Annotated in this window: 18 protein-coding genes and 1 pseudogene; 1 reads left to right on the top strand and 18 read right to left on the bottom strand. The window is 61.9% G+C overall.

Annotated elements, in window-relative coordinates; translation table 11 throughout:
• Positions 1–15: 15 nt before the first annotated feature.
• Positions 16–543, bottom strand: a complete 528-nt coding sequence (locus C1H66_RS11305; protein WP_102627986.1) for a TRAP transporter small permease — start codon at positions 541–543, stop codon at positions 16–18.
• A gap of 63 nt (positions 544–606) precedes the next feature.
• Positions 607–1,602, bottom strand: coding sequence for a sialic acid TRAP transporter substrate-binding protein SiaP (locus tag C1H66_RS11310; protein ID WP_102627987.1), 996 nt, complete (start codon positions 1,600–1,602; stop codon positions 607–609).
• Positions 1,603–1,836: 234 nt separating this feature from the next.
• On the opposite strand from C1H66_RS11310, the gene C1H66_RS11315 reads away from it, so the two are divergent.
• Positions 1,837–3,258 carry an FAD-binding oxidoreductase gene (locus C1H66_RS11315; RefSeq protein WP_102627988.1) on the top strand — a complete coding sequence of 474 codons (1,422 nt, stop codon included), beginning with the start codon at positions 1,837–1,839 and terminating at the stop codon, positions 3,256–3,258.
• Positions 3,259–3,635: 377 nt separating this feature from the next.
• On the opposite strand, the gene C1H66_RS11320 is transcribed toward C1H66_RS11315, so the two are convergent.
• The 16 genes and pseudogenes from C1H66_RS11320 to kdsA all read right to left on the bottom strand — a co-directional run bounded on the left by C1H66_RS11320 (position 3,636) and on the right by kdsA (position 19,886).
• On the bottom strand, positions 3,636–4,514 hold the full coding sequence (locus C1H66_RS11320) for an NAD(P)-dependent oxidoreductase (RefSeq protein WP_102627989.1): 879 nt from the start codon (positions 4,512–4,514) through the stop codon (positions 3,636–3,638).
• Positions 4,515–4,692: 178 nt separating this feature from the next.
• A complete protein-coding gene (locus C1H66_RS11325; protein WP_102627990.1) occupies positions 4,693–5,781 on the bottom strand; it encodes a polysaccharide export protein in 1,089 nt (362 codons plus the stop codon).
• 463 nt (positions 5,782–6,244) lie between these two features.
• Positions 6,245–7,348 (bottom strand): NAD-dependent epimerase, encoded by a 1,104-nt coding sequence (locus C1H66_RS11330; RefSeq protein ID WP_102627991.1) that lies wholly within the window; start codon positions 7,346–7,348, stop codon positions 6,245–6,247.
• A gap of 216 nt (positions 7,349–7,564) precedes the next feature.
• Positions 7,565–8,485, bottom strand: a complete 921-nt coding sequence (locus C1H66_RS11335; protein WP_102627992.1) for a glycosyltransferase family 8 protein — start codon at positions 8,483–8,485, stop codon at positions 7,565–7,567.
• A complete protein-coding gene (locus tag C1H66_RS11340; protein WP_240618286.1) occupies positions 8,478–9,674 on the bottom strand; it encodes a glycosyltransferase in 1,197 nt (398 codons plus the stop codon). Before C1H66_RS11340 ends, C1H66_RS11335 begins: the two co-directional genes overlap by 8 nt.
• A gap of 51 nt (positions 9,675–9,725) precedes the next feature.
• A complete protein-coding gene (locus tag C1H66_RS11345) occupies positions 9,726–10,979 on the bottom strand; it encodes an O-antigen ligase family protein (protein WP_102627993.1) in 1,254 nt (417 codons plus the stop codon).
• A 294-nt stretch (positions 10,980–11,273) separates the two neighbouring features.
• Positions 11,274–12,617, bottom strand: a complete 1,344-nt coding sequence (locus C1H66_RS11350; protein ID WP_102627994.1) for a UDP-glucose dehydrogenase family protein — start codon at positions 12,615–12,617, stop codon at positions 11,274–11,276.
• A 429-nt stretch (positions 12,618–13,046) separates the two neighbouring features.
• Positions 13,047–13,256 (bottom strand): annotated as a pseudogene (locus tag C1H66_RS11355) (type II toxin-antitoxin system RelE/ParE family toxin); the annotation flags it as partial.
• A 67-nt stretch (positions 13,257–13,323) separates the two neighbouring features.
• Complete coding sequence (locus C1H66_RS11360) at positions 13,324–13,611, bottom strand: antitoxin of toxin-antitoxin stability system (protein ID WP_102627995.1); 288 nt, start codon at positions 13,609–13,611, stop codon at positions 13,324–13,326.
• Between the two features lie 203 nt (positions 13,612–13,814).
• Positions 13,815–14,102, bottom strand: a complete 288-nt coding sequence (locus C1H66_RS11365; RefSeq protein WP_102627996.1) for a HigA family addiction module antitoxin — start codon at positions 14,100–14,102, stop codon at positions 13,815–13,817.
• Entirely contained in the window at positions 14,099–14,395 is a 297-nt protein-coding gene (locus C1H66_RS11370; RefSeq protein ID WP_102627997.1) for a type II toxin-antitoxin system RelE/ParE family toxin, read from the bottom strand. Before C1H66_RS11370 ends, C1H66_RS11365 begins: the two co-directional genes overlap by 4 nt.
• A gap of 403 nt (positions 14,396–14,798) precedes the next feature.
• Complete coding sequence (locus C1H66_RS11375) at positions 14,799–16,073, bottom strand: exopolysaccharide biosynthesis polyprenyl glycosylphosphotransferase (RefSeq protein WP_102628006.1); 1,275 nt, start codon at positions 16,071–16,073, stop codon at positions 14,799–14,801.
• Between the two features lie 52 nt (positions 16,074–16,125).
• Entirely contained in the window at positions 16,126–16,587 is a 462-nt protein-coding gene (tagD, locus tag C1H66_RS11380) for a glycerol-3-phosphate cytidylyltransferase (RefSeq protein WP_102627998.1), read from the bottom strand.
• A gap of 199 nt (positions 16,588–16,786) precedes the next feature.
• On the bottom strand, positions 16,787–17,734 hold the full coding sequence (locus tag C1H66_RS11385; protein WP_102627999.1) for a KpsF/GutQ family sugar-phosphate isomerase: 948 nt from the start codon (positions 17,732–17,734) through the stop codon (positions 16,787–16,789).
• Positions 17,735–17,746: 12 nt separating this feature from the next.
• Positions 17,747–19,039 carry a 3-deoxy-manno-octulosonate cytidylyltransferase gene (gene kdsB / locus C1H66_RS11390; RefSeq protein WP_102628000.1) on the bottom strand — a complete coding sequence of 431 codons (1,293 nt, stop codon included), beginning with the start codon at positions 19,037–19,039 and terminating at the stop codon, positions 17,747–17,749.
• A 10-nt stretch (positions 19,040–19,049) separates the two neighbouring features.
• Complete coding sequence (gene kdsA / locus C1H66_RS11395; RefSeq protein WP_102628001.1) at positions 19,050–19,886, bottom strand: 3-deoxy-8-phosphooctulonate synthase; 837 nt, start codon at positions 19,884–19,886, stop codon at positions 19,050–19,052.
• Between the last annotated feature and the right edge of the window lie 27 nt (positions 19,887–19,913).

Below are 19,913 nucleotides of genomic sequence, written 5' to 3' on the forward strand. Positions count from 1 at the left end.
ACCGTCCGGCAGGACTCAGCCATGCGCGGCGAGATGGAGTTTCCATAGACGCTGGATGCCGCGCAGCGCCATCATCACGAAGGCGGCACAGACGGCGTAATAGAGCACGCTCTTGGGCACGTCCACCGAGATCATCATGCCGCCGGTCCGGCCCGCCAGTTGGTAGGTCACCCAGGCGAGGGCCAGGTAGAACGCGATACAGGTCAGATCGACCAGCCGCGTCAGCGCCCTGGCCAGCCAGGGCGGCATGTAGTGGTAGAAGAACTCCACCATGATATGGCTGCCCTTGCGCACCGCCATGATGCTGCCGATGAAACCGACCAGGATCAGCAGATACCGGGCGATCTCCTCGGTCCAGGTGGTGGAATCACCCAGCACATAGCGGGTGAAGAACTGCAGGAAGACGACGAAGATCAGCGCCCAGAACACCACCAGGGTGACGTAGTCCTCGACGGCATGGTCGTCGAAACGGAAGACGTCATCGTCCTCGAAGGCGGCCTCGAAGTCGATGACGGGCCCCTGACCCTCGGGTTGGTTCGACATGGCAGGCCTCCTTGCCCGCTCCGCCCGACAGCGGGCGGAACAGGCGGTCAGGAAAGGGATGGCTTACTGACCGATCGCCTGCAGGCGCTCGTAGTTGTCCTCGTCCCAGGTGGCCGCGTCGCCGAGGTGATGGGGCTCGACCACCTCACGGAAGAGCGCGCGATCCACCTCGTTGACGGTGGTGCCCTGCTCCTCGAACCAGGCGACCAGCTCCTGCTCGGCCTGGACGATCTCCTCGGTGTTGTTCCGGGCCGCCTCCTGGAAGACCTCGCGGAAGATCTCGCGGTCCTCCTCGGAGAGCTGGTTCCAGCGCGGGCCACCGACGATGGTGATCAGCGAGTCGGTGATATGCCCGGTCAGGTTGATGGTGTCCTGCACCTCGTGGAAGGCCTTGGCGCGGATGGTCGGCAGCGGGTTCTCCTGGGCGTCCACCACCCCCTGCTGCAGGGCCAGGTAGACCTCGTCGAAGGCGATCGGGGTCGGGTTGGCCCCGGCCGCCCGCGGGAACATCATGTACAGCGGCGCATTGGGCACCCGGATGCGCAGGTTCTCCATGTCCGCCGGGGTATTGATGGGCTCGTTGGAGGTCACATGGCGTTCGCCGTAGTAGTTGAGCGCGATGGGCACGTTGCCGGTGGCGTCCTGGTAGCCCTCGGCGATCTCCTGGAACAGGTCGCTGTCGGCATAGGCCTGCCAGTGGTCAAAGTCGCGGAACATGTAGGCGGCGCCGGCGATCCCCATGGGGCCATAGGAACGGCCGGCGAACTGGTTGCCGGTGTAGATGACGTCGACGGTGCCCAGTTGCAGCCCCTCGTTGATGTCCTCCTCCTTGCCCAGCGACGAGGCCGGATGGACCTGCATGGTGTAGCGCCCCTCGGTGCGCTCCTCGATCTGTTCCGCGGCCCACTCGGCCCACTTGTGGAAGGGCTCGGAGGTCTCGTAGACGTGGGCGAAACGCAGGTTCTCCTGCGCCTGGACCATCCCGGCGATGCCGATGCCCGAGGCCAGCAGCGTCATGGAGACCCAGCGGGTCAGCGTGAGTTGGCGTGGATGAGTCATCTTGTTGTTCTCCTGGGACTGAGAGTCTTGCTGTATACGTATCATACCAACACAGTGAAACCTAGCCGCTCTCTCGTGGCCACGCAACTCTGCCGACGGCCATTCATCCAAGGGGGGCGAGACGCGGCGGTGCCGTTGCCTTCGCCTTGCAATGACGGCACTGCCGATGGCATACCTCTCATACACAAATGCCAAGGCAGGCGATGGCTGGCCGCCGCGCCTCCGGAGGAGCAGATGAGACACCCCAGCGACCTGGTCGACATCCTCGAACGGCAGCTCGGTGAGCGTGGCGTGCTGCGCGCCCCCGCCGACCTGGCCCGCTACGTCTGCGACTGGGCCGGCGACCGGCTGGGCATGCCGCTGGCCGTGGCGCGGCCGGCCTCCACCGCGGAGGTCGCCGAGGTGGTCCGCCTGTGCCACGCGCACGGCGTGCGCATGGTGCCCCAGGGCGGCCATACCGGCCTGGTGGCCGGTGCCCTGCCCGACGCCGACGGCGGCGAGCTGGTGATCAGCCTCGAGCGCCTGAACCGCATCCGCGAGATCGACCCGGTCAACTTCACCATGACCGTCGACGCCGGCTGCGTGCTGGATACCGTCAAGCAGGCCGCCGCCGAACACGACTGCGACTTCCCGCTCTCGCTCGGCGCCCAGGGCAGCTGCCAGATCGGCGGCAACATCGCCACCAACGCCGGCGGCCTCAACGTGCTGCGCCACGGCATGATGCGCCAGCTGGTGCTCGGCCTCGAGGTGGTGCTCCCCGACGGCCGGGTATGGAACGGCCTGCACGCCCTGCACAAGGACAACCGCGGCTATGCCCTGGCCCAGCTCTTCCTCGGCAGCGAGGGCACCCTGGGCATCGTCACCGCCGCGGTGCTCAGGCTCTGCCCCCGGCCCGACCAGTCACGCACCGCCCTGCTCGGCCTGCCGTCGGTGGAGGCGGTGGTAGCGCTCTACGGGCTGGCCCGGCGCGACTGCAGCGACCTGCTCACCGCCTTCGAGCTGATCCCGCGGCGCTGCATCGAGCTCGCCATGGAGGCCACCCCGTCGCTGCGCGACCCCATGGACGCGCCCTCCCCCTGGTACGTGCTGATGGAGGTCGCCGCCACCGGCCCCGTGGACCTCGGCGTCATGATCGAGCGGCTGCTCGAACGGGGCCTGGAGCGCGACCTGATCCTCGACGGCGTGCTCGCCGGCAACGAGGCCCAGGCGCAGCAGCTGTGGCAGTTCCGCGAGAGCATGCTCGAGGGCCAGCGCCGGCGCGGCGAGCACCTGCGCACCGACATCTCGGTACCGATCTCGGCGATCCCCGCCTTCGTCGAGGCGGCGAGCCAGGCGGTGATGGCCGCCTCGCCGCGGTGCGAGATCATCGCCTACGGCCATGTGGGAGACGGCAACCTGCACTTCAACATCCTGCCGCCCGCGGACATGGCCGAGGCCGACAAGCGCCCCCACCTGCACGACCTCGAGGAGCGGGTCTTCACCGTGCTCGACGACTTCGGCGGCAGCCTCAGCGCCGAGCACGGCATCGGCCGCACCAAGCAGGCCGCCTACCTGGCCCGACTCTCGCCGCTGGAACGGCAACTCGCCGGGGGCATCAAGGCCCTGTTCGACCCCAGGGGGTTGATGAACCCCGGGCGGATCCTGCCACCCCGCTGATGGCCGCCAACGCCGCAGACGCCCAACCGGCGCCGCTTCGCGACGCAATCGCCCCGCGGAGCGTGGCTCCCACAGGAAGGCTGGTTCCTGCGCTGTAGGAGCTTGGCTCTGCCGAGCGATTGGCGCCGGCAGGCGCCTTGGCGGTGGCCGCCAACGCCGCAGACGACCAACCGGCGCCGCTTCGCGACGCAATCGCCCCGCGGAGCGTGGCTCCACAGGAAGGCTGGTTCCTGCAGCCCTGGCGGCCACCGCCATGGGGTCTGACCCCGTTCCCGACCAAGGCCGGCGACATCGGCTCCCGCGCCGATCCCGACGCCCCGGGGGTCAGACCCCCATGGGGGAAGAACCCTGACCCTGTCGAGGCGTCGAGCACCACGTCAGCGCCCCCTCCGCTCCAGCACGCGGATGACCTCGGGCACCGCCAGCGCCTGGTCCTCGATGCCCGCGTAGAGCTCGCGCACGGCGCTGGCCACGCCGCGCGCCACGCCGAGCTCGTCGGTCATGGCATGGTAGTAGCCGATGTCCTTGCTGGCATTGGCCACGCTGAAGCGGAAGCCGGAGGGGTCACCGGCCTCGATGAAGGGGCGCATCCGCTCGAACACCACGCCACCGCCGCCGCCCTTGCCCAGCACCTCCAGCAGCGCGCCGTCGTCGATGCCGGCACGCCGCGAGGCCGCCGTCGCCTCGGCCAGCACCGCCGAGAAGCCCAGCGACACATAGTTGTGCAGCAGCTTCAGGGTATGCCCGGCGCCCACCGCCCCGGCGTGGGTGATGGTCTCGGCGAAGCTCTCGAGCAGCGGCCGCACCTCGGCGAAGAGCGCCGCCGGCGCTCCCACGATCAGGTTGAGCCGTCCCTCGGCGGCCTCCTTCGGGGTGCGGGTCATGGCCGCCTCCATAAAGCGCCCGCCGGCGGCGGCTACCCGCTCGGCAACCCGTTCGGTCGAGCTCGGCAGCGCCGTGGAGCAGTCGATCACCACGCTGCCCTCGCCCAGCCCCTCCAGCACGCCGCCGGGTTCGAACAGCACCGCCTCGACCTGGGGCGAACCGGTCACGCAGAGGATGATCACCTCGGCGGCCTCGGCCACCTCACGCCCCGAGGCCTTCGCCACCGCACCGGCGGCGAGCAGGTCCTCCACCGGCTGGTTGCCGGGGTGATCGAGGAAACAGAGCCGGTGGCCGGCCCCCAGGAGGTTGCGGGCGATGCCGTGGCCCATCAGGCCCACGCCGACCATGCCGACACGGCGGGATTGGCTCATCGTATGACTCCACTATCGAGGTAACGACACCCAGGGTATCGCGACGGGGTTCACAATATGCAAGTTAACGGTATAAATCGACAACCGGTCCTCCACCGATCAGCCATGGCGAACCGTCACCGTCTTAAACGCACGACGCCGCGGCAATGCCGCGGCGTCGTGTCGAACCAGGGGCCCGTCAAAGGTCGCCGATATCGTCGACCGAGCTGGCCAGATCACCGGGCAGGGTGACGGACGGCAGCAGCAAGGAGATGACGTTGTTCCACCGCGCCAGCGGTGCGGACGTCACATAGACCACATCCTGAGGCTCCAGCGGAAACCGTGTGCCCAGCATGAGCCGTGTCGCATCGCTGATATCGAGCTGATAGACGGTGGCGAGCTTCTCGCTGTCCGGCGTGTTCCCGCGGACGACGAAGATGCCGGAGGGCTGCGCCCGGCTCTCGTTGACGCCGCCTGCCCGGGCCAGGGCATCGGTCAGGGTGATGCGCTCGTTGCCCAGGGGAATCGCCCCCGGCCGCCGCACCTGCCCAAGCACCACCACGTTCTGGTTCTCGGCGGTGGGAACATGCAGGACATCGCCGTCACGCAACAGGCGATTCTGGCTGTGGTCGCCCTGACGCAGCAAGGCATAGAGGGAGAGGCGCTCCTCCCGGCCATCGCGATACAGGAGCACATTGTGCCAGTCGGCAGCAGACGAGGCGCCACTGGCCTGGCTGATCGCGTCAAGGACGGTCAGGGGCACGATGGTGATCGGCAGCGTTCCCGGCGACTCCACCGCGCCGCTGATGTAAACCTTCTGCGAACGGAAGGCCGCCACCCCCACCTCGACCTGAGGATCGGTGATCACCGACGAGAGGCGGCGGGTGATCAGGCCACGCAGCTCCTCGAGCGTCATCCCCGTCACACGCACCCGCCCGACATAGGGATAGAACATCGAGCCATCGGGACGAATGCGGTTGCCGGCCTCCTCTGCCGGACGGTCGCTGCCGGCGGGTATCGTCAACTCGGGATGGTCGTAGACGATCACGCTGACCACATCCCCGGGCCCCAGGCGATACTCGTAATCCTGGACCTCCTGTCTCAGCGGGGGCGATGTGGGACGCGCGTGCGGCTCCACGATGCGCATCCGCCCCACCAGTTCCGGGGTGATCGGCTCGATGTCCACCCGCGAGTCCAGGGACTCATCGAGCCGATTCTCGTTGATGTGCCCCCCCGGTGCGAAGGCGCACCCGCCAATGGCCGAGAACGCCAGCAACAGCAGGAGCATCCTGACCAGGCCCCGCGGCCCTGCCACGGCGTGTCCTGCCTCGTCGTCGGGGCCGTTCTCGTACCCGTGTACCTCAGCTTGTCGAGCCATCATCCCCTTCCCCCTGCTGTCCTTCCGACAGGCATCTTTCCGACACGCAACCGCCCCGTTGTCGCTGGCAGTCATCCGAGGCCCTTGTCTCTTCGTCGTATCCGTGTGAGCCGGCAGGCCACCGGATCGCCGGGTTTCCCGCATCGAGCTCGTCAGACAGTATCGACAGGCCTTCTTTACGAAGAAGAACTAAACGATACACTCAGCTTACATAGTTACAGAAAGCACACATTATGATTTTGATCAGGGAAGTCGGAGGGGAAATAGCATGAAGAAGTATGACGCCAGGTCATCCTTGCCCGGCCGCAGGACATGACAGGCGTCAGGCGGTGCCCCACCTGGCGGACCGGGAGAGCCCGCGGCAAGCCCCGGCTCAGCCCCCCAGCGACTGGGACAGCGGCACCCCCACCTTGTTGGCGGCGGCGAGGGGATCGATAGCCTCGGCAACGGCGGCTTCCGGCGCCTCGTAGAAGGCCCGGTACCACTCGACGAAGCGCTGCACCCCCACCTCGATCGAGGTAGAAGGGCAATAGCCCACCGCCTGCTGCAGGGCCGAGACATCGGCATGAGTGTCCAGGGCATCACCGGGCTGGCGTGGCAGCATGTGCTTCACGGCCTGGCGACCCAGGCACTGCTCGAGTACCTCGATATAGCGGATCAGCGGCACCGGGGTCTGGTTGCCGATGTTGTAGAGCCGCCAGGGAGCCGAACTGCTGGCTGCCGGGATATCGCCCTCGGTCGCCCGCGCCCGCCATGACGGGTCCTCGGTCGGCGCCTGGTCATGCACCCGCAACACCCCCTCGACGATATCGTCGATATAGGTGAAATCCCGCCGGTGATGCCCGTGGTTGAACACCTCGATGGGCTCGCCGGCGAGAATCTTGCGGGTGAAGGTGAACAGCGCCATGTCCGGCCGCCCCCAGGGCCCGTAGACGGTGAAGAAGCGCAGCCCGGTGGTCGGCAGGTCGTACAGGTGGCTATAGGAATGCGCCATCAGCTCGTTGGCCTTCTTGGTGGCCGCATAGAGGCTCAGCGGATGGTCGACCCGGTCCTCCACCGCAAAGGGGGTGCGCACGTTACCGCCATACACCGAGCTCGAGGAGGCATAGGTCAGGTGCGCGACCCGGTGGGTGCGGCACCCCTCCAGCACATGCAGGAAACCCACCAGGTTGCTCTCGACATAGGCGTGGGGGTTCTCCAGCGAATAACGCACCCCGGCCTGGGCCGCCAGGTGGACGACCCGCTCCGGGCACCAGATGGCGAACAGCGCCTCCATGGCCACCCGATCCGCCAGATCCAGTCGCTCGAAATGAAAGCCCGGCTCATCGGCCAGCACGGCCAGCCGCGCTTCCTTCAGGGCCGGGTCGTAGTAATCGTTGAGGTTGTCGATACCCACGACTGTCTCGCCACGCTGGCAGAGCGCACGCGCCACATGGAAGCCGATGAAGCCGGCGGCACCGGTCACGAGGATGGGCATCGAACACACTCCTATTGCACCGGAATGTATACGAAGGTAACTCTCGCCACCCGCCGGCGTAGGACCAAATCCACTGATCCGGCGAATGGTTTGCATCATGCCCGGCGTGCAGAAACGACGATGCCGCGGCACGAACCGCGGCATCGTCGGTAACGACGCAGCCCCCCGTCGCCGGCGCCGGCGCTCCTCGAGCGCATCAGGGCTCGCTTCGCGCCCTCAACCGACCTTCCGGTACTCGGTCAAGGTGCGCCGTCGCCTGATCCTGGGCTGTTTCATGGCCAGCCGAATGCGCTTCGTCAACGGCAGTGCACTCTTCAGCTCCCTGTCATTGATGGGCCAGGGAGTGCTGCGGGAAAAGTGCAGGAACAGCCCCTGCAGCGGGTGCACGCACGCAGGGTGCCAGGGCTTGGTCGAGCCAATGAAGTGAACGATGCCCGGCGACCGGATGGCCGCCTGCAGCTCGGCACGAAACGGCTGCAGGTGGGGGTAGCGCTTCTCGACCGCCGCATAGGCGGTCGGCTGGAAGTTCCAGGCCGGGGAAAGCCTGCGCCAGTTCCCCGCGAGCACATGGTTCAGGGCATCCTGGTCGGGATACTTGAATGACGCCCCCTCCTCCTTCAGGCACGCCAGGGCGCTTTCCCCCACCCGCTCGGCTCGCCACCGGGGCAGGTCCACGAGCAGCACCCCCGTATTGAAATAGTGCTCGGGCTCACGCCGGGAATGAAGATTCGAGGGGTTGCACAGGTCCATGGCAGCCGCCAGCGTATGGCCAGCCAGCGGGGTGTCCCACAACTCGGCGAGGTCCTTCAGCACTACCACATCGCAGTCCAGGTAGATCACCCTCTCACAGTCCGCCGGCAGGTAGTGATGCATATACAGCGGCAACAACGATGATACTCCGAAGCGCCCCAACGCCATGCCATCCGGCAGTTCCGGTTCTGCAGTCATGATGTTGATGCTCGAACCCGAGGCCTCGACCATGGCGTGCAATCGACACTGCACGTCCTCGCTCAAGCCCGGGGTCAACAGATGGAAGCGCAGCCGCCCGGGGAACCTGGCGTGGGCCATCGCCGACGCCATGACAGCGGCCCCGTACCTGGCATAGTTCGCGTCTGCGCAGAGCACCACGTCAATCATTCATGCCTTCCCGTTGTGCCACCAGCCAGCCGTCTGTAGGTTCGGTACCGCCAGGCGCGAGAAACTGCCGGGCGACCGTCTCGGGCTTGAAGTCGTCCAGCCAGGCATCGTCGATGGGCGGTTTCGCGCCCGCCACGGCGGCCCGCATGCCGGCCGCCAGGGAGGCCTCGTCCCGCGCCACCACGCTGGTTTCCAGCTCCCCCTTGAGGATCTCACGGATGCCGCCGGTACAGTCCACCGACAGCACCGGCGTGCCACAGGCCAGGGCCTCGAAGAGCACGATCCCCATGCCCTCGAAGCGCGAGCTCAGCACGAAGAGCCGAGCGTGGCGCATCCACGGATAGGGATTGTCGCGCTGCCCGGCGAAGCGGACCCACCCGGCGATGCCGAGCTCAGCGGCCAGGGCCTCGAGCCGCCCGCGCTCACTGCCCGCGCCCACCAGCACCAGCGGCATCTGCAGGGCCGACTGCGCATAGGCCCGCAGCAGCAGCGCCTGGTCCTTGGCCGGTACCAGGCGCGCCACCGTCACGAGATAAGGCTCCTCGGGCAGGTCGGGCTCGTCGGCCAGCATCAGCCGGCGAATGGCCCCGATCGGGCACGGGTTGACGATGACCTCGACCGACGCCGGCGCAAAGCCCAATGCCTGTTGCGCCTCGGCCGCGTTCTCGGCAACCCCGCTCGACACCGCCACCAGGTGCTTGTGCTGGAACAGGCACCGGGTGAACAGTCGCGGCTTCCAGCCCCGCTCGCCCCGGTAGATCAGGTTCTCCAGCACGAAGCGCGCCCGCTCGTCACGAAAGCGCCAGATCAACTCGAAGGTGCCGACCCCACGGAACACGATGCGATCCACGTGGCCGTGCCGACGCTCGAAACGCCACAGCCAGGCGCGGAACACCCATCCCCCCAGGTAGCCCGTCCAGACGAAGTAGGAACGCCGGATGATGGGGTTGAGAAACCAGCGCGCCAACCACTCGATCAGCAGCCCCACCAGGGTCAGCCGCAGCACCCAGTGCAACGCGAACTGGTGCAGCTGCACCGCGGCATGCTCGGGCGCCAGCGGCCTGCGCACACGCCGAAAGGTCAGCAGGTGGCTCTCATGCCCCTGCTCGGCGAAGGCATCGGCCAGGTTGACCGCCACGCGCTCCATACCGCCCATCTTCAGCGAGCGAACCACCACCAGTGTACGCAAGGACGCCTCCCCTTCTTATACGATGTGTCGGCTGGGGCAAGGCCCCAGCCGTCATGTCCTGCGATCGACCGACACGCCATGACGATGACACAACGCCAACGCCAGCAACAGCACCTGCATATAGGCATAGAAGGTCGTCATCATCTCATGGTGGATCGCCGCCTCGGTGAGGCCGTAGATGGCGAACCCCACGGTGAACACCAGGGCGGCCTGTGCCCAGGGGTTGCCCCGATCTCGGCGGTAGAGCCGCCAGTGGTAGATGGCCGGCGCCACCAGGTAACCGAGCAGGGCGATCAGCCCCAGCACGCCTCCGGTGGCCGCCATCTCGAAATACTGGCTATGGGCATGGCCGCGCTGGACACCCAACACCCAGTCGGTAAGCACGCCCTGCTCGACCAGCTCGGCGATCTGCGCCTCACGCTCGTCGTAGCTCAGCCCCACCAGGGGGCGTTCCAGGAAGGCATGGCTGGCCGCCGTCCACAGTTGCAGTCGCCCGCCGCTGGACACCGCCGCCCCGATATTGCCCTCGGTGATGTTGGTGAACTCGGCAATGCTGTAGTCTACCCGCCGCTCCACCGCCGGCAGCGTGGCATAGCTGATCAGCGCCAGCGTCACCAGCGCCACGAAGGAAGCGGTGATCGCCTTCCAGCCCAGGCGGTCGGCATTGAGCAGCAGCAGCAGCACCAGCAGCAGCGGCACCGCCAGAATCGCCCCACGGGCCAGCGTCAGCAGGCAGGTGACCACCCCGGCCAGGGCCGCCGCCAGCAACCACGCCTTGCGGTGGCTACCGCGGACCAGGCTCGCCGCCAGGAAGGCCATGGCACAGCTGAGATACCCCAGGTTGATGCTGAACAGGAAGCCATCGGCCCGGTAGCTCCCCAGCACCTGGGTCTGGTAGAGCGCCACGGCCAGGGCCCCGAGGGTGCCGGCGATCACCCCCCACTCCATGAAGCCGCGCACATGGCGCAGGTCCACCGGCGCCAGCAGGTGGCGCAGCATCAAGTAGATGGGCACCACCGCGACCATGTGAAAGCCGGGGCTCAGGTAGCGCGAGGAGTAGTCGTCGATCACGAAGATCGGCACCCGCGACAGCAGCAGCAGGCTCAGCAGCCCCACCACCGCCCAGTCGAACCTCGTCACGGCCAGGGTGGCACGGTTGGCCACCAGGTAGCCGATGGCATAGAGCATCAGCACCGCCACCACGGCGTGGCTGCGCACCGGCGTGGCGATCAGCGTGACAAGCACCAGCAGCAGGGCCCACTGGTTCACCATCAAGGCACGTTCGCGCGCAAAGACCCCTGACATGGGTATCCCCTGTAATCAGCCTGCTCCAGAAACACGACGAGCGCCCGAAGGCGCCCGCGAGGATGATACCACTTGTCACGTTGGCCGGAATCACTCCGTACACAAGCCTACCCGGCGGTGCAATTACCACCCTGTAGGAGCCACGCTCCGCGGGGCGATTGCGGCGCGAAGCGCCGCCAGGCGGATGCCCGGCAGCGAATCCACCCCCCTGTAGGAGCCACGCTCCGCGGGGCGATTGCGGCGCGAAGCGCCGCCAGGCGGATGCCCGGCAGGGAGACTACCACCCCCAGGAGCTCACTCCCTGGCCTTCAACGAATCCCCCCGCCCCACGGCGTAGTACAGCAAACCGGCCTGCTGCATCAGGGCCGGCTCGAAGAGGTTGCGCCCGTCGACCACCACCGGCAGCGCCAGTTGCTGCTTGAGCCAGGCGAAGTCGACCGTGCGGAACTCCTTCCACTCGGTGCAGACCGCCAGGGCATCGGCGCCCTTCACCGCCTGGATGCGGTCGGCCACCAGCACCAGGTCGTCGCGCTCACCGTAGAGCCGCCGGCACTCCTTCATGGCCTCCGGGTCATAGGCCTGCACCCGGGCCCCGGCCGCCCACAGCGCCTCCATCAGGTCACGGCTGGGGGCATCGCGCATGTCATCGGTGTTGGGCTTGAAGGCCAACCCCCACAGCGCGATCACCTTGCCCTCGAGCTTGCCGTCGAAGGCCTGGCGCAGCTTGGTGAACATGCCCTGCTTCTGGCGCTGGTTCACCGCTTCCACGGCCTTGAGCAGCTCGGCCGAATAGTCCAGTTGCTCGGCGGTGTGGGCCAGCGCCCGCAGGTCCTTGGGAAAGCAGGAGCCCCCGTAGCCGCACCCGGGGTAGATGAACTGGTAGCCGATGCGCGGGTCGCTGCCGATGCCGCGGCGTACCTGCTCCACGTCGGCGCCCAACCGCTCGGCGAGGTTGGCGATCTCGTTCATGAAGCTGATCTTGGTGGCCAGCATGGCGTTGGCGGCATACTTGGTGAGCTCCGCCGCCCGCACGTCCATGAACATCAGCTTTTCCTGCAGGCGGATATAGGGCGCGTAGCACTCCTGCATCAGCCCCCTCACCCGTTCGGAATCGGTGCCCACCACGATGCGGGGGCCGTGGGCGAAGTCGTCGATCGCCGAGCCCTCCTTGAGGAACTCGGGATTCGAGCACACATCGAACTCCACCTCCACGCCACGCGCGGCCACCCGCCCGGCAATGGCCTCACGTACCCGGTCGGCGGTCCCCACCGGCACCGTCGACTTGTTGACGACCACCTTGTAGTCGTACATCTGCTCGCCGATGGTGCTGGCCACCGCCAGCACATGGCGCAGGTCGGCGCTGCCGTCCTCGTCCGGTGGGGTGCCCACCGCGATGAACTGCAACACACCGAAAGCCACGGCGTCGGTGGGGTCGGTGGTGAACTGCAGGCGCCCGGACTCGACATTGGCCTTCACCAGCCTCTCGAGCCCCGGTTCGAAGATCGGAATCTCACCGGCCTCCAGCCGGTTGATCCTGGCCTCATCCACGTCCATGCACAGCACCTCATGGCCCACATCGGCCAGACAGGCGCCCGTCACCAGGCCAACGTACCCCGTGCCGAAAACGGTAATCCTCATGTCCCTGCTCCTGCAATCGCTACTGGTTGCTGCCCCTATTGTAGGAGCCACGCGCCTCCGAGCGGAACCTCCCCCTGTAGGAGCCACGCTCCGCCAGGCGATAGCGCCGCGCCTTCCAGCGGAACCGCCCCCCCTGTGGGAGCCACGCTCCGCCAGGCGATAGCGCCGCGCCTTCCAGCGGAACCGCCCCCCCTGTAGGAGCCACGCTCCGCGGGGCGATTGCGGCGCGAAGCGCCGCCTGGCGGTTGCCTGCTGTGTCAGCGGTTACCACCAAGGCATTGGCCACCCATCACTTAAAATGTAACTCGACTGTGAACGACGTCGGCATCAAAGACCTCAGTCCCAGCACCTGAATCCAGCAATTCTTCCGCCCAGAACCGCCATCGCCGCGGGCAAGGCCGCGGCGATGGGGAAGGGATCGGGTGTTTCTCACTTGGGGTCGACAGGCGACCATCGCCGCGCCGTATGGATCAGCGTCAGTATCCATACCGAGTCCCCTTCTATCTCGTATACCAGCCGATAGCTCGCATGAGGAAACAGTTCGCGCGTGCCCGGGATCAAGCCCGGGCGGCCTCGCATCGGGAAGTCGGCCAGTTTAGCCGTGGCTTCGCTGAACAGCTCGTCCATCCGAGCGGCTGCCTGGGGGTTGTCGGTGGTCCCAGATCACCAAACGGTCGTCGACCGCTTCAGGTTGTCCAGATGACTCTCACCCTTCACGCTCGGCGTCGGCACGCCGCGTGGCGAATTCGGCTTCGACATCCTCATTCGAGCGACCATGGCCGGCGCGCATCGAGGAGCGTGCAACCTCAACCTTGCTGCGAAGGAACGCCTCATACTCCCGAGCCTCCCGTTGCTGCCGTTGCTGCCGCACGTACTCGCGCATCAGCTCGCGGAGCACCTGGGACGCAGGTCGGTGGGCCGCTGCAGCCTCGGCCATGAAATCGGCACGTAGCTCGGGCTCAAGCTTCATGGTGAATACAGCCTGCTTGGACATGAAGACACTCCCTCGATGAGGTACAGATAAAGTATATACCTCGTCAGTACGAGGTACAAAGCTTACCCCGAGCTACCTCACCAACATCGTGGCGTGTCTCCGCAATCTCTGGCCGTCAACGAATCCCCCTGTGGGAGCCACGCTGCGCGGGGCGATTGCGGCGCGAAGCGTTGCCAGGCGGGGAATCTTCCACCCCGTTGGAGTCACGCGGCGCGTGGGCGAATGCCGTCGTAGCGCCCGCGGCGCCGCGCCTGCTCAAGATCGTAGGCATTCTGCAGGCGCAGCCAGTAGCCCTCGCTGGTACCGAGGAACCGCGACAAACGAATGTCGGTATCAGCCGTGATGGCCCGCGCGCCGCGAGTGATTTCGCCGATCCGTGTGGCCGGCACGCCGATAGCATTGGCCAAGGCATTCTTGGTAAGCCCCAGGGGCTCAATGAAATCCTCGAACAGGATCTCACCGGGATGGATGTTGGGCAGTTGGTCGGTCATATCGCCTCCGAATAGTGGTAGTCGACGATCTCGACATCCTGGGCATTGCCGTCTTCGAAGCGAAAGCACAGGCGCCACTGGTCATTGATGCGAATACTGTACTGCCCGCTGCGATCTCCCTGGAGGGCCTCGAGCCGGTTACCAGGCGGTATGCGCAGATCATCGAGGGTCGCGGCGGCATCGAGCTGGCGTAGTTTCTTCAAGGCACTGCGCTGCATGTCGTGTGGCAGCTTTCGCGATCTCTTGCCCCGGGCAATGGTTTCGGCCTGCTTGTCCTTGAAGGACTTGATCATGTCTCACCCTGGGTCCGCATGCGTCAGATATAACGCAAAGCGTCATATGCTGCAAGACGTTATATCCGGGTATGAACAACCCGATGCACCCACCAGACGGAAAACCTTCCCCCCTGTGGAAGCCACGCTCGCGGGGCGATTGGTTGACCCTGTAGGAGCCACGCTCCGCGGGGCGATTGCGGCGCGAAGCGCCGCTTGGCGATTGTCTGCTGTGTCAGCGGTTACCACCAAGGCATTGGCCACCCATCACTTAGAATGTAACCCGACTGTGAACGACGCCGGCATCGAAGGCCACACCACCAGCACCTGAATCCCGCAATTCCCCCACCCAGAAATGCCATCGCCGCGGGCAAGGCCGCGGCGATGGGGATAGGGAATTGACGAACGTGGGCGCCAGGCGTGTCTACCTCGCCCCGAACCCCGTAAACAGTATCCGCACCGTCTTCAGGGTGATCAGCACGTCGATCCACAGCGAGAAGTGCTTGATGTAGTAGAAGTCGTACTGCAGCTTCTTCGACATGCCGTCCACCTCGGCGGCATAGCCCTGCTCCACCTGGGCCCAGCCGGTGATGCCCGGGCGCACCACATGGCGATAGCTGAAGAACGGCACGTCCTCCTCGTACCACTCGGAGAGCGAGGCCGACTCGGGCCGCGGCCCAATGAAGCTCATCTGCCCCTTCAGGATGTTGAAGATCTGCGGCAGCTCGTCGATGCGATACTTGCGGATCCACCGGCCGACCCGGGTGATCCGCGGGTCATCCTCGGAGATAGTGAAGTCCTCGCCGCTCATGTCGTGGTACATGCTGCGGAACTTGTACATCAGGAAGGGGCGCTGCCGGTAGCCCATGCGCGGCTGCAGGAAGAACACCGGCCCGGGGCTGTCGCGCTTGATCAGGATCGCCACCACCGCCATCAGGGGCAGCAGCAGCGGCAACAGCAGCAAGGCACCGATGAAATCGACAATACGCTTGACACCCGAATAGAGCGATGACGGCAACAGGCTGCCGAATTCGTTTTCCGACAGACGGTCGATCCTTACCCTGCCCGTCACGTTCTCGCGGATCTGCTTGATGTGATAGACAGGAACACGGCTCAAGGTGCAGCGGGCGAGAAACTTCTCCCATTCGGCCGGCAAGTCCTTGGCATACAGATCGGCAACGACACCGTCGAACCTGACCTGGTCGAGATCAGGCGTCGTCAATACCCGCAAATCTAGCTGGCGCGTTCCCCGCAGCTTTCGCGCATCACCGAACGGCACAATGGCAATCTTCAAGCGCCTGAACCGCTTGCCGATAAAGAAGCCGGCATGGAACCACAACATGCTGGCCAGGTAGCCCCCGAACAACACCTGTCGCGTGTAGCCCTCACGCGTAAAGAACAGGGCAGCGACAGCGATGAGGAAAGCAAAGCTGACCATTGGCGTAATATAAGCCCCTACTTGGGCACCAGGGAAACGATTCATGTTCCTGAGCGTAAACAATGACGCCAGGAACGCCCCGATTATCGCCAGAATGGTATTGGTTCTCACATCAGGCAAGTGATGCCAGAACTCCCACCCCCAGCGCTCCAGTGATGGCACCAGGACTACCAGGGGAAGGCCAACAACCAGATGAAAACCAGCACCGAGCAGAAGCTTTTCATACCAACGCGAATGGCGCCGTTCAAACTCTGGTTTCATGAATTTCATCACCCCGCATGATCAAGCATGCCTTTAAAAATTGAGAACGGCCTCATTCAAGATCCCTTCTCAACATCTCGAGGACTTCAAATGCCTTGATAAGATCATCATGCGGAATCGACAAGAACCGCTTCAGGGAGCGCTTCAAGTCGGTGGTAGAGATATTTTTCGTTCTCTTGAGATACACCACCTGGCAAAGTTCTTCCAGAAAATCGAACTCCCCCTTCCAGTCTTCACCGATGGCAAAAATATCAACCCCATGCTTTTTTACATCGCTCAGCTTCTGCTCCCAGCTCTTCTCGGGTATCACCATGTCGACATAACGTATCGATCCGACAATTTCGGCGCGCTGCTCATAGGGGATCAAGGTTTTCTTGCCTTTCCCTCTGTTGAATTCATCGGTAGAGACAGCCACAATGACCTTGTCGCCCATCTCACTCAAGCGTTGAAGGAGCTTGAGGTGTCCGATATGGAACATATCAAAGGTTCCATATGTAATGACTGTCTTTGACAAAATATCACCTATATATCAGAAAGAAAGATAACATCATATCTTGAACATAATTCAAACCATGAAGAACCTTGCTCAATATACACAAGCATCACTACCAAGACTCACCTCTTTCCAGAATCCCACACCACCTCCTTGACATTACAAATAAGAAAATCACAAAAACACCCCACTCCCTCTTTAAACCAAAGGCAATATACTGCTAGTTAACCTGCCCTGCATCCTGCAGCTTCAAAACCCCCACCAATGCATTATCACCATCTACAACCAACAGGGCTGTCACATTTGATTTCAACATAATATTTTCAGCATCTGAGAACATCTCGAAATCATTAATTGTTAAAGGATTCCGAGTCATGACATCTTGCGCTGAGAGCGAACTAATATCTTTGTGGTTGAATAGAGCTCGGCGCAAATCACCGTCAGTAATCACACCAACAATCTTTCCAGAATTAGCCACTACCGTCAGCCCCAACTCTCCCCTGGTGATGGTAATAATCACATCATTAATAGTATCCAGTGGATTATTCACTGGTACTTTAACATGCATCACATCCCTGACACGAGTAAGTAAACGCCGCCCAAGGCTACCGCCAGGGTGAAATACAGCAAAGTCATGTGGTTTAAAACCACGCTTCTCGATCAGGGCCACTGCAATTGCATCACCCATTGCCAATGCAACAGTCGTAGATGTTGTTGGAGCCAAGTTATTTGGACAAGCTTCACGCTCAACTGACACATCCAACACAAGGTCCGAGTTTCGCCCTAAACTGGATTCTGGATTCCCAACTATTGCAATAATTTTGACGCCGAAGTGCCGTAGGGAAGGGATGAGACGAATCACTTCCTCCGTCTCACCACTGTACGAAATCAGTAAAGCGACATCTAATGGGGTAAACATACCAAGATCACCATGATAGGCTTCTGCCGGATGCACTGAAAAACTTGGTGTTCCCGTTGATGCCAGTGTTGCAGCAATCTTGTTTCCGATAATGCCCGACTTCCCCATCCCGGACACAATTATCCTCCCCTGAGTCCCCAACATCATTTCGACAGCTGCATCAAATGTTGCACCTAAACGTGCAGCCGTCATCTTTAGCGCATCTGATTGTATTTGAAAGACTTTTTTACCCGCCTCAATACTTGACATAGCTTCCTCAAACTATTGTACACTACCGTTAGCAATTTTCTGAAAGCCTGCAGCTGTACTAAAGGCACTACCTTTTCCTTGCGCCTCAAGGATAGCATCAGCCAATTCACGGAACGCACCACAACCGCCATCAAGACTTAGTACTCCCGTAGCGCACCTCTTCACATATTCAGGAGCATCAGCCACTGCATAAGCTAATCCACAGGCAGCAAATGCTGGTAAATCAATGGCATCATCCCCAATACATGCAGTTTGCTCTCGTACAACACCAGCTTTCTTCATTAGCTCTAAACAGGCAGCTTCTTTATTTTTGACCCCAAGCAAATACAGTGAAACACCAAGGTCATGGATTCGTTTACGCAGGGCAGCAGAATCACGGCCAGAGAGTACGGCAACGCGGATACCATTTTCTTCGAGAAGATGCACCCCCAAACCATCACGCACGTGAAAGCGCTTCAAACACTCGCCATTCTCATCATAATATATGCCCCCATCTGTTAATACGCCATCAACGTCAGTGATCAACAAGCGCACATTCGAAAGTCTAGGTGAACTATGCTGGAATTCCCCTTTAAGCAAAGCCCTGACCTGCTCCAAGCCAGCGGGCGTATCGACCCCAGGGCCACAGGACTCTATCTGAAACGTACGAACTCGGATGCCAGCTTCCAAAAGTCTAAGCTGCTCAAGTTGTTCTGCATGCTCCAATTGAGAGTTACCCAACGAGGTATATTTTGACAACATTTCTCGGCGATAGGCGTATACACCAACATGCTTGAGATAACTAGGCTTATAATCATCTTCACGTGGGTACGGAACTAATGAACGACTAAAATAAAGTGCATCACCATTTTTAGAAACCACAACCTTTACTACGTTTGTGTTCGCAGCCTCAAGTGGCTCAATAGGATGACATAAAGTGCCTACTTTCACTTGACGGTCTGACAACATACCCAATGCGAGCAGGTCAATATCGCTAGGCCGTATAAGTGGCTCATCACCCTGCAAGTTGATATATATATCAGCCTCAACTTGCTCCATCACTTCTATCAAACGCTCAGTGCCGGAAGAGTGATCCGGTGACGTCATTATCACTTCACCACCAAAATGCTGCACGACATCCGCTATGCGAAGGTCATCCGTTGCTACGACGACATAACTGGCAGCCTCCACTTGCTGCGCTTTTTCATATACCCATTGAATCATAGGTTTACCAAGCAGATCGGCAAGCGGCTTGCCGGGTAAACGAGTCGATCCGTAACGAGCAGGAATAACGATAACGATGCGTTGAGAGTTTGGGGCCGACACAAGCTATACCTTACTCAATTTCTAGTTTGGGCATTATCTTCACAACATCATCGATTGCTTTCATTTGAGTTAGAAAGTACTCAAGCAAATGAAGTGGCAACGCGCTGGGACCGTCGCATTTAGCATTCTCAGGATCTGGATGGGATTCGAGAAACAATCCGGCCAACCCAACCGCCACCCCAGCCCTGGCCAGCTCCATTACCTGATTTCGCCGTCCTCCAGAAGCTGCACCAAGAGGGTCTCGTTGCTGAAGTGCATGTGTGACATCAAATATAATAGGGAGATCATGACAGGTTTTTTTCATCACACCAAACCCTAACATATCAACTACTAGGTTGTCATAACCAAAGGAAGTCCCTCGATCGCACAATATCAGCTTATTATTACCCAGCTCATTGAATTTCTCAACGATATTGATCATCTGACTTGGGCTCAAAAATTGAGGCTTTTTGATGTTGATTGGTTTGCCAGTCTTGGCTAGCGCGATTACGAGATCCGTCTGTCGCGCTAAAAAAGCCGGTAGTTGCAAAACATCTACTACTTCAGCAACAGGTTCAACCTGCCAAGGCTCATGAACATCAGTAATCACAGGAATGCCAAAGGCTTTCTTTACATCTTCCAGAATCCTTAACCCTTCATCTATTCCTGGGCCCCGATAGGAGTAAATCGAAGAACGATTGGCTTTATCAAAGCTTGCTTTAAAAACATATGGAATACCTAATTTAGATGTGACCCTCACGTACTCTTCACACGCACTTAATGCCAAATCCCGTGACTCTAAAACATTAATACCACCAAAAAGATGGAAACTTGACTCATTCCCAATCTTATTATAACAAAAATTCATAAGCACACCATGATTTAAGGAGATTAA

Origin of the sequence: Halomonas heilongjiangensis (genome assembly GCF_002879645.1) — a bacterium.
Taxonomy (GTDB): domain Bacteria; phylum Pseudomonadota; class Gammaproteobacteria; order Pseudomonadales; family Halomonadaceae; genus Halomonas; species Halomonas heilongjiangensis.

Coding starts and splice junctions, on each gene's coding strand:
- C1H66_RS11315 (WP_102627988.1), top strand. CDS start 1,837: ATGAGACACCCCAGCGACCTGGTCGACATCCTCGAACGGCAGCTCGGT.
- C1H66_RS11335 (WP_102627992.1), bottom strand. CDS start 8,485: ATGATTGACGTGGTGCTCTGCGCAGACGCGAACTATGCCAGGTACGGG.
- C1H66_RS11330 (WP_102627991.1), bottom strand. CDS start 7,348: ATGCCCATCCTCGTGACCGGTGCCGCCGGCTTCATCGGCTTCCATGTG.
- C1H66_RS11345 (WP_102627993.1), bottom strand. CDS start 10,979: ATGTCAGGGGTCTTTGCGCGCGAACGTGCCTTGATGGTGAACCAGTGG.
- C1H66_RS11310 (WP_102627987.1), bottom strand. CDS start 1,602: ATGACTCATCCACGCCAACTCACGCTGACCCGCTGGGTCTCCATGACG.
- C1H66_RS11385 (WP_102627999.1), bottom strand. CDS start 17,734: ATGTCAAGTATTGAGGCGGGTAAAAAAGTCTTTCAAATACAATCAGAT.
- C1H66_RS11325 (WP_102627990.1), bottom strand. CDS start 5,781: ATGCTCCTGCTGTTGCTGGCGTTCTCGGCCATTGGCGGGTGCGCCTTC.
- C1H66_RS11375 (WP_102628006.1), bottom strand. CDS start 16,073: ATGAAACCAGAGTTTGAACGGCGCCATTCGCGTTGGTATGAAAAGCTT.
- C1H66_RS11320 (WP_102627989.1), bottom strand. CDS start 4,514: ATGAGCCAATCCCGCCGTGTCGGCATGGTCGGCGTGGGCCTGATGGGC.
- C1H66_RS11365 (WP_102627996.1), bottom strand. CDS start 14,102: ATGACCGACCAACTGCCCAACATCCATCCCGGTGAGATCCTGTTCGAG.
- C1H66_RS11360 (WP_102627995.1), bottom strand. CDS start 13,611: ATGTCCAAGCAGGCTGTATTCACCATGAAGCTTGAGCCCGAGCTACGT.
- C1H66_RS11305 (WP_102627986.1), bottom strand. CDS start 543: ATGTCGAACCAACCCGAGGGTCAGGGGCCCGTCATCGACTTCGAGGCC.
- C1H66_RS11370 (WP_102627997.1), bottom strand. CDS start 14,395: ATGATCAAGTCCTTCAAGGACAAGCAGGCCGAAACCATTGCCCGGGGC.
- kdsA (WP_102628001.1), bottom strand. CDS start 19,886: ATGAATTTTTGTTATAATAAGATTGGGAATGAGTCAAGTTTCCATCTT.
- C1H66_RS11350 (WP_102627994.1), bottom strand. CDS start 12,617: ATGAGGATTACCGTTTTCGGCACGGGGTACGTTGGCCTGGTGACGGGC.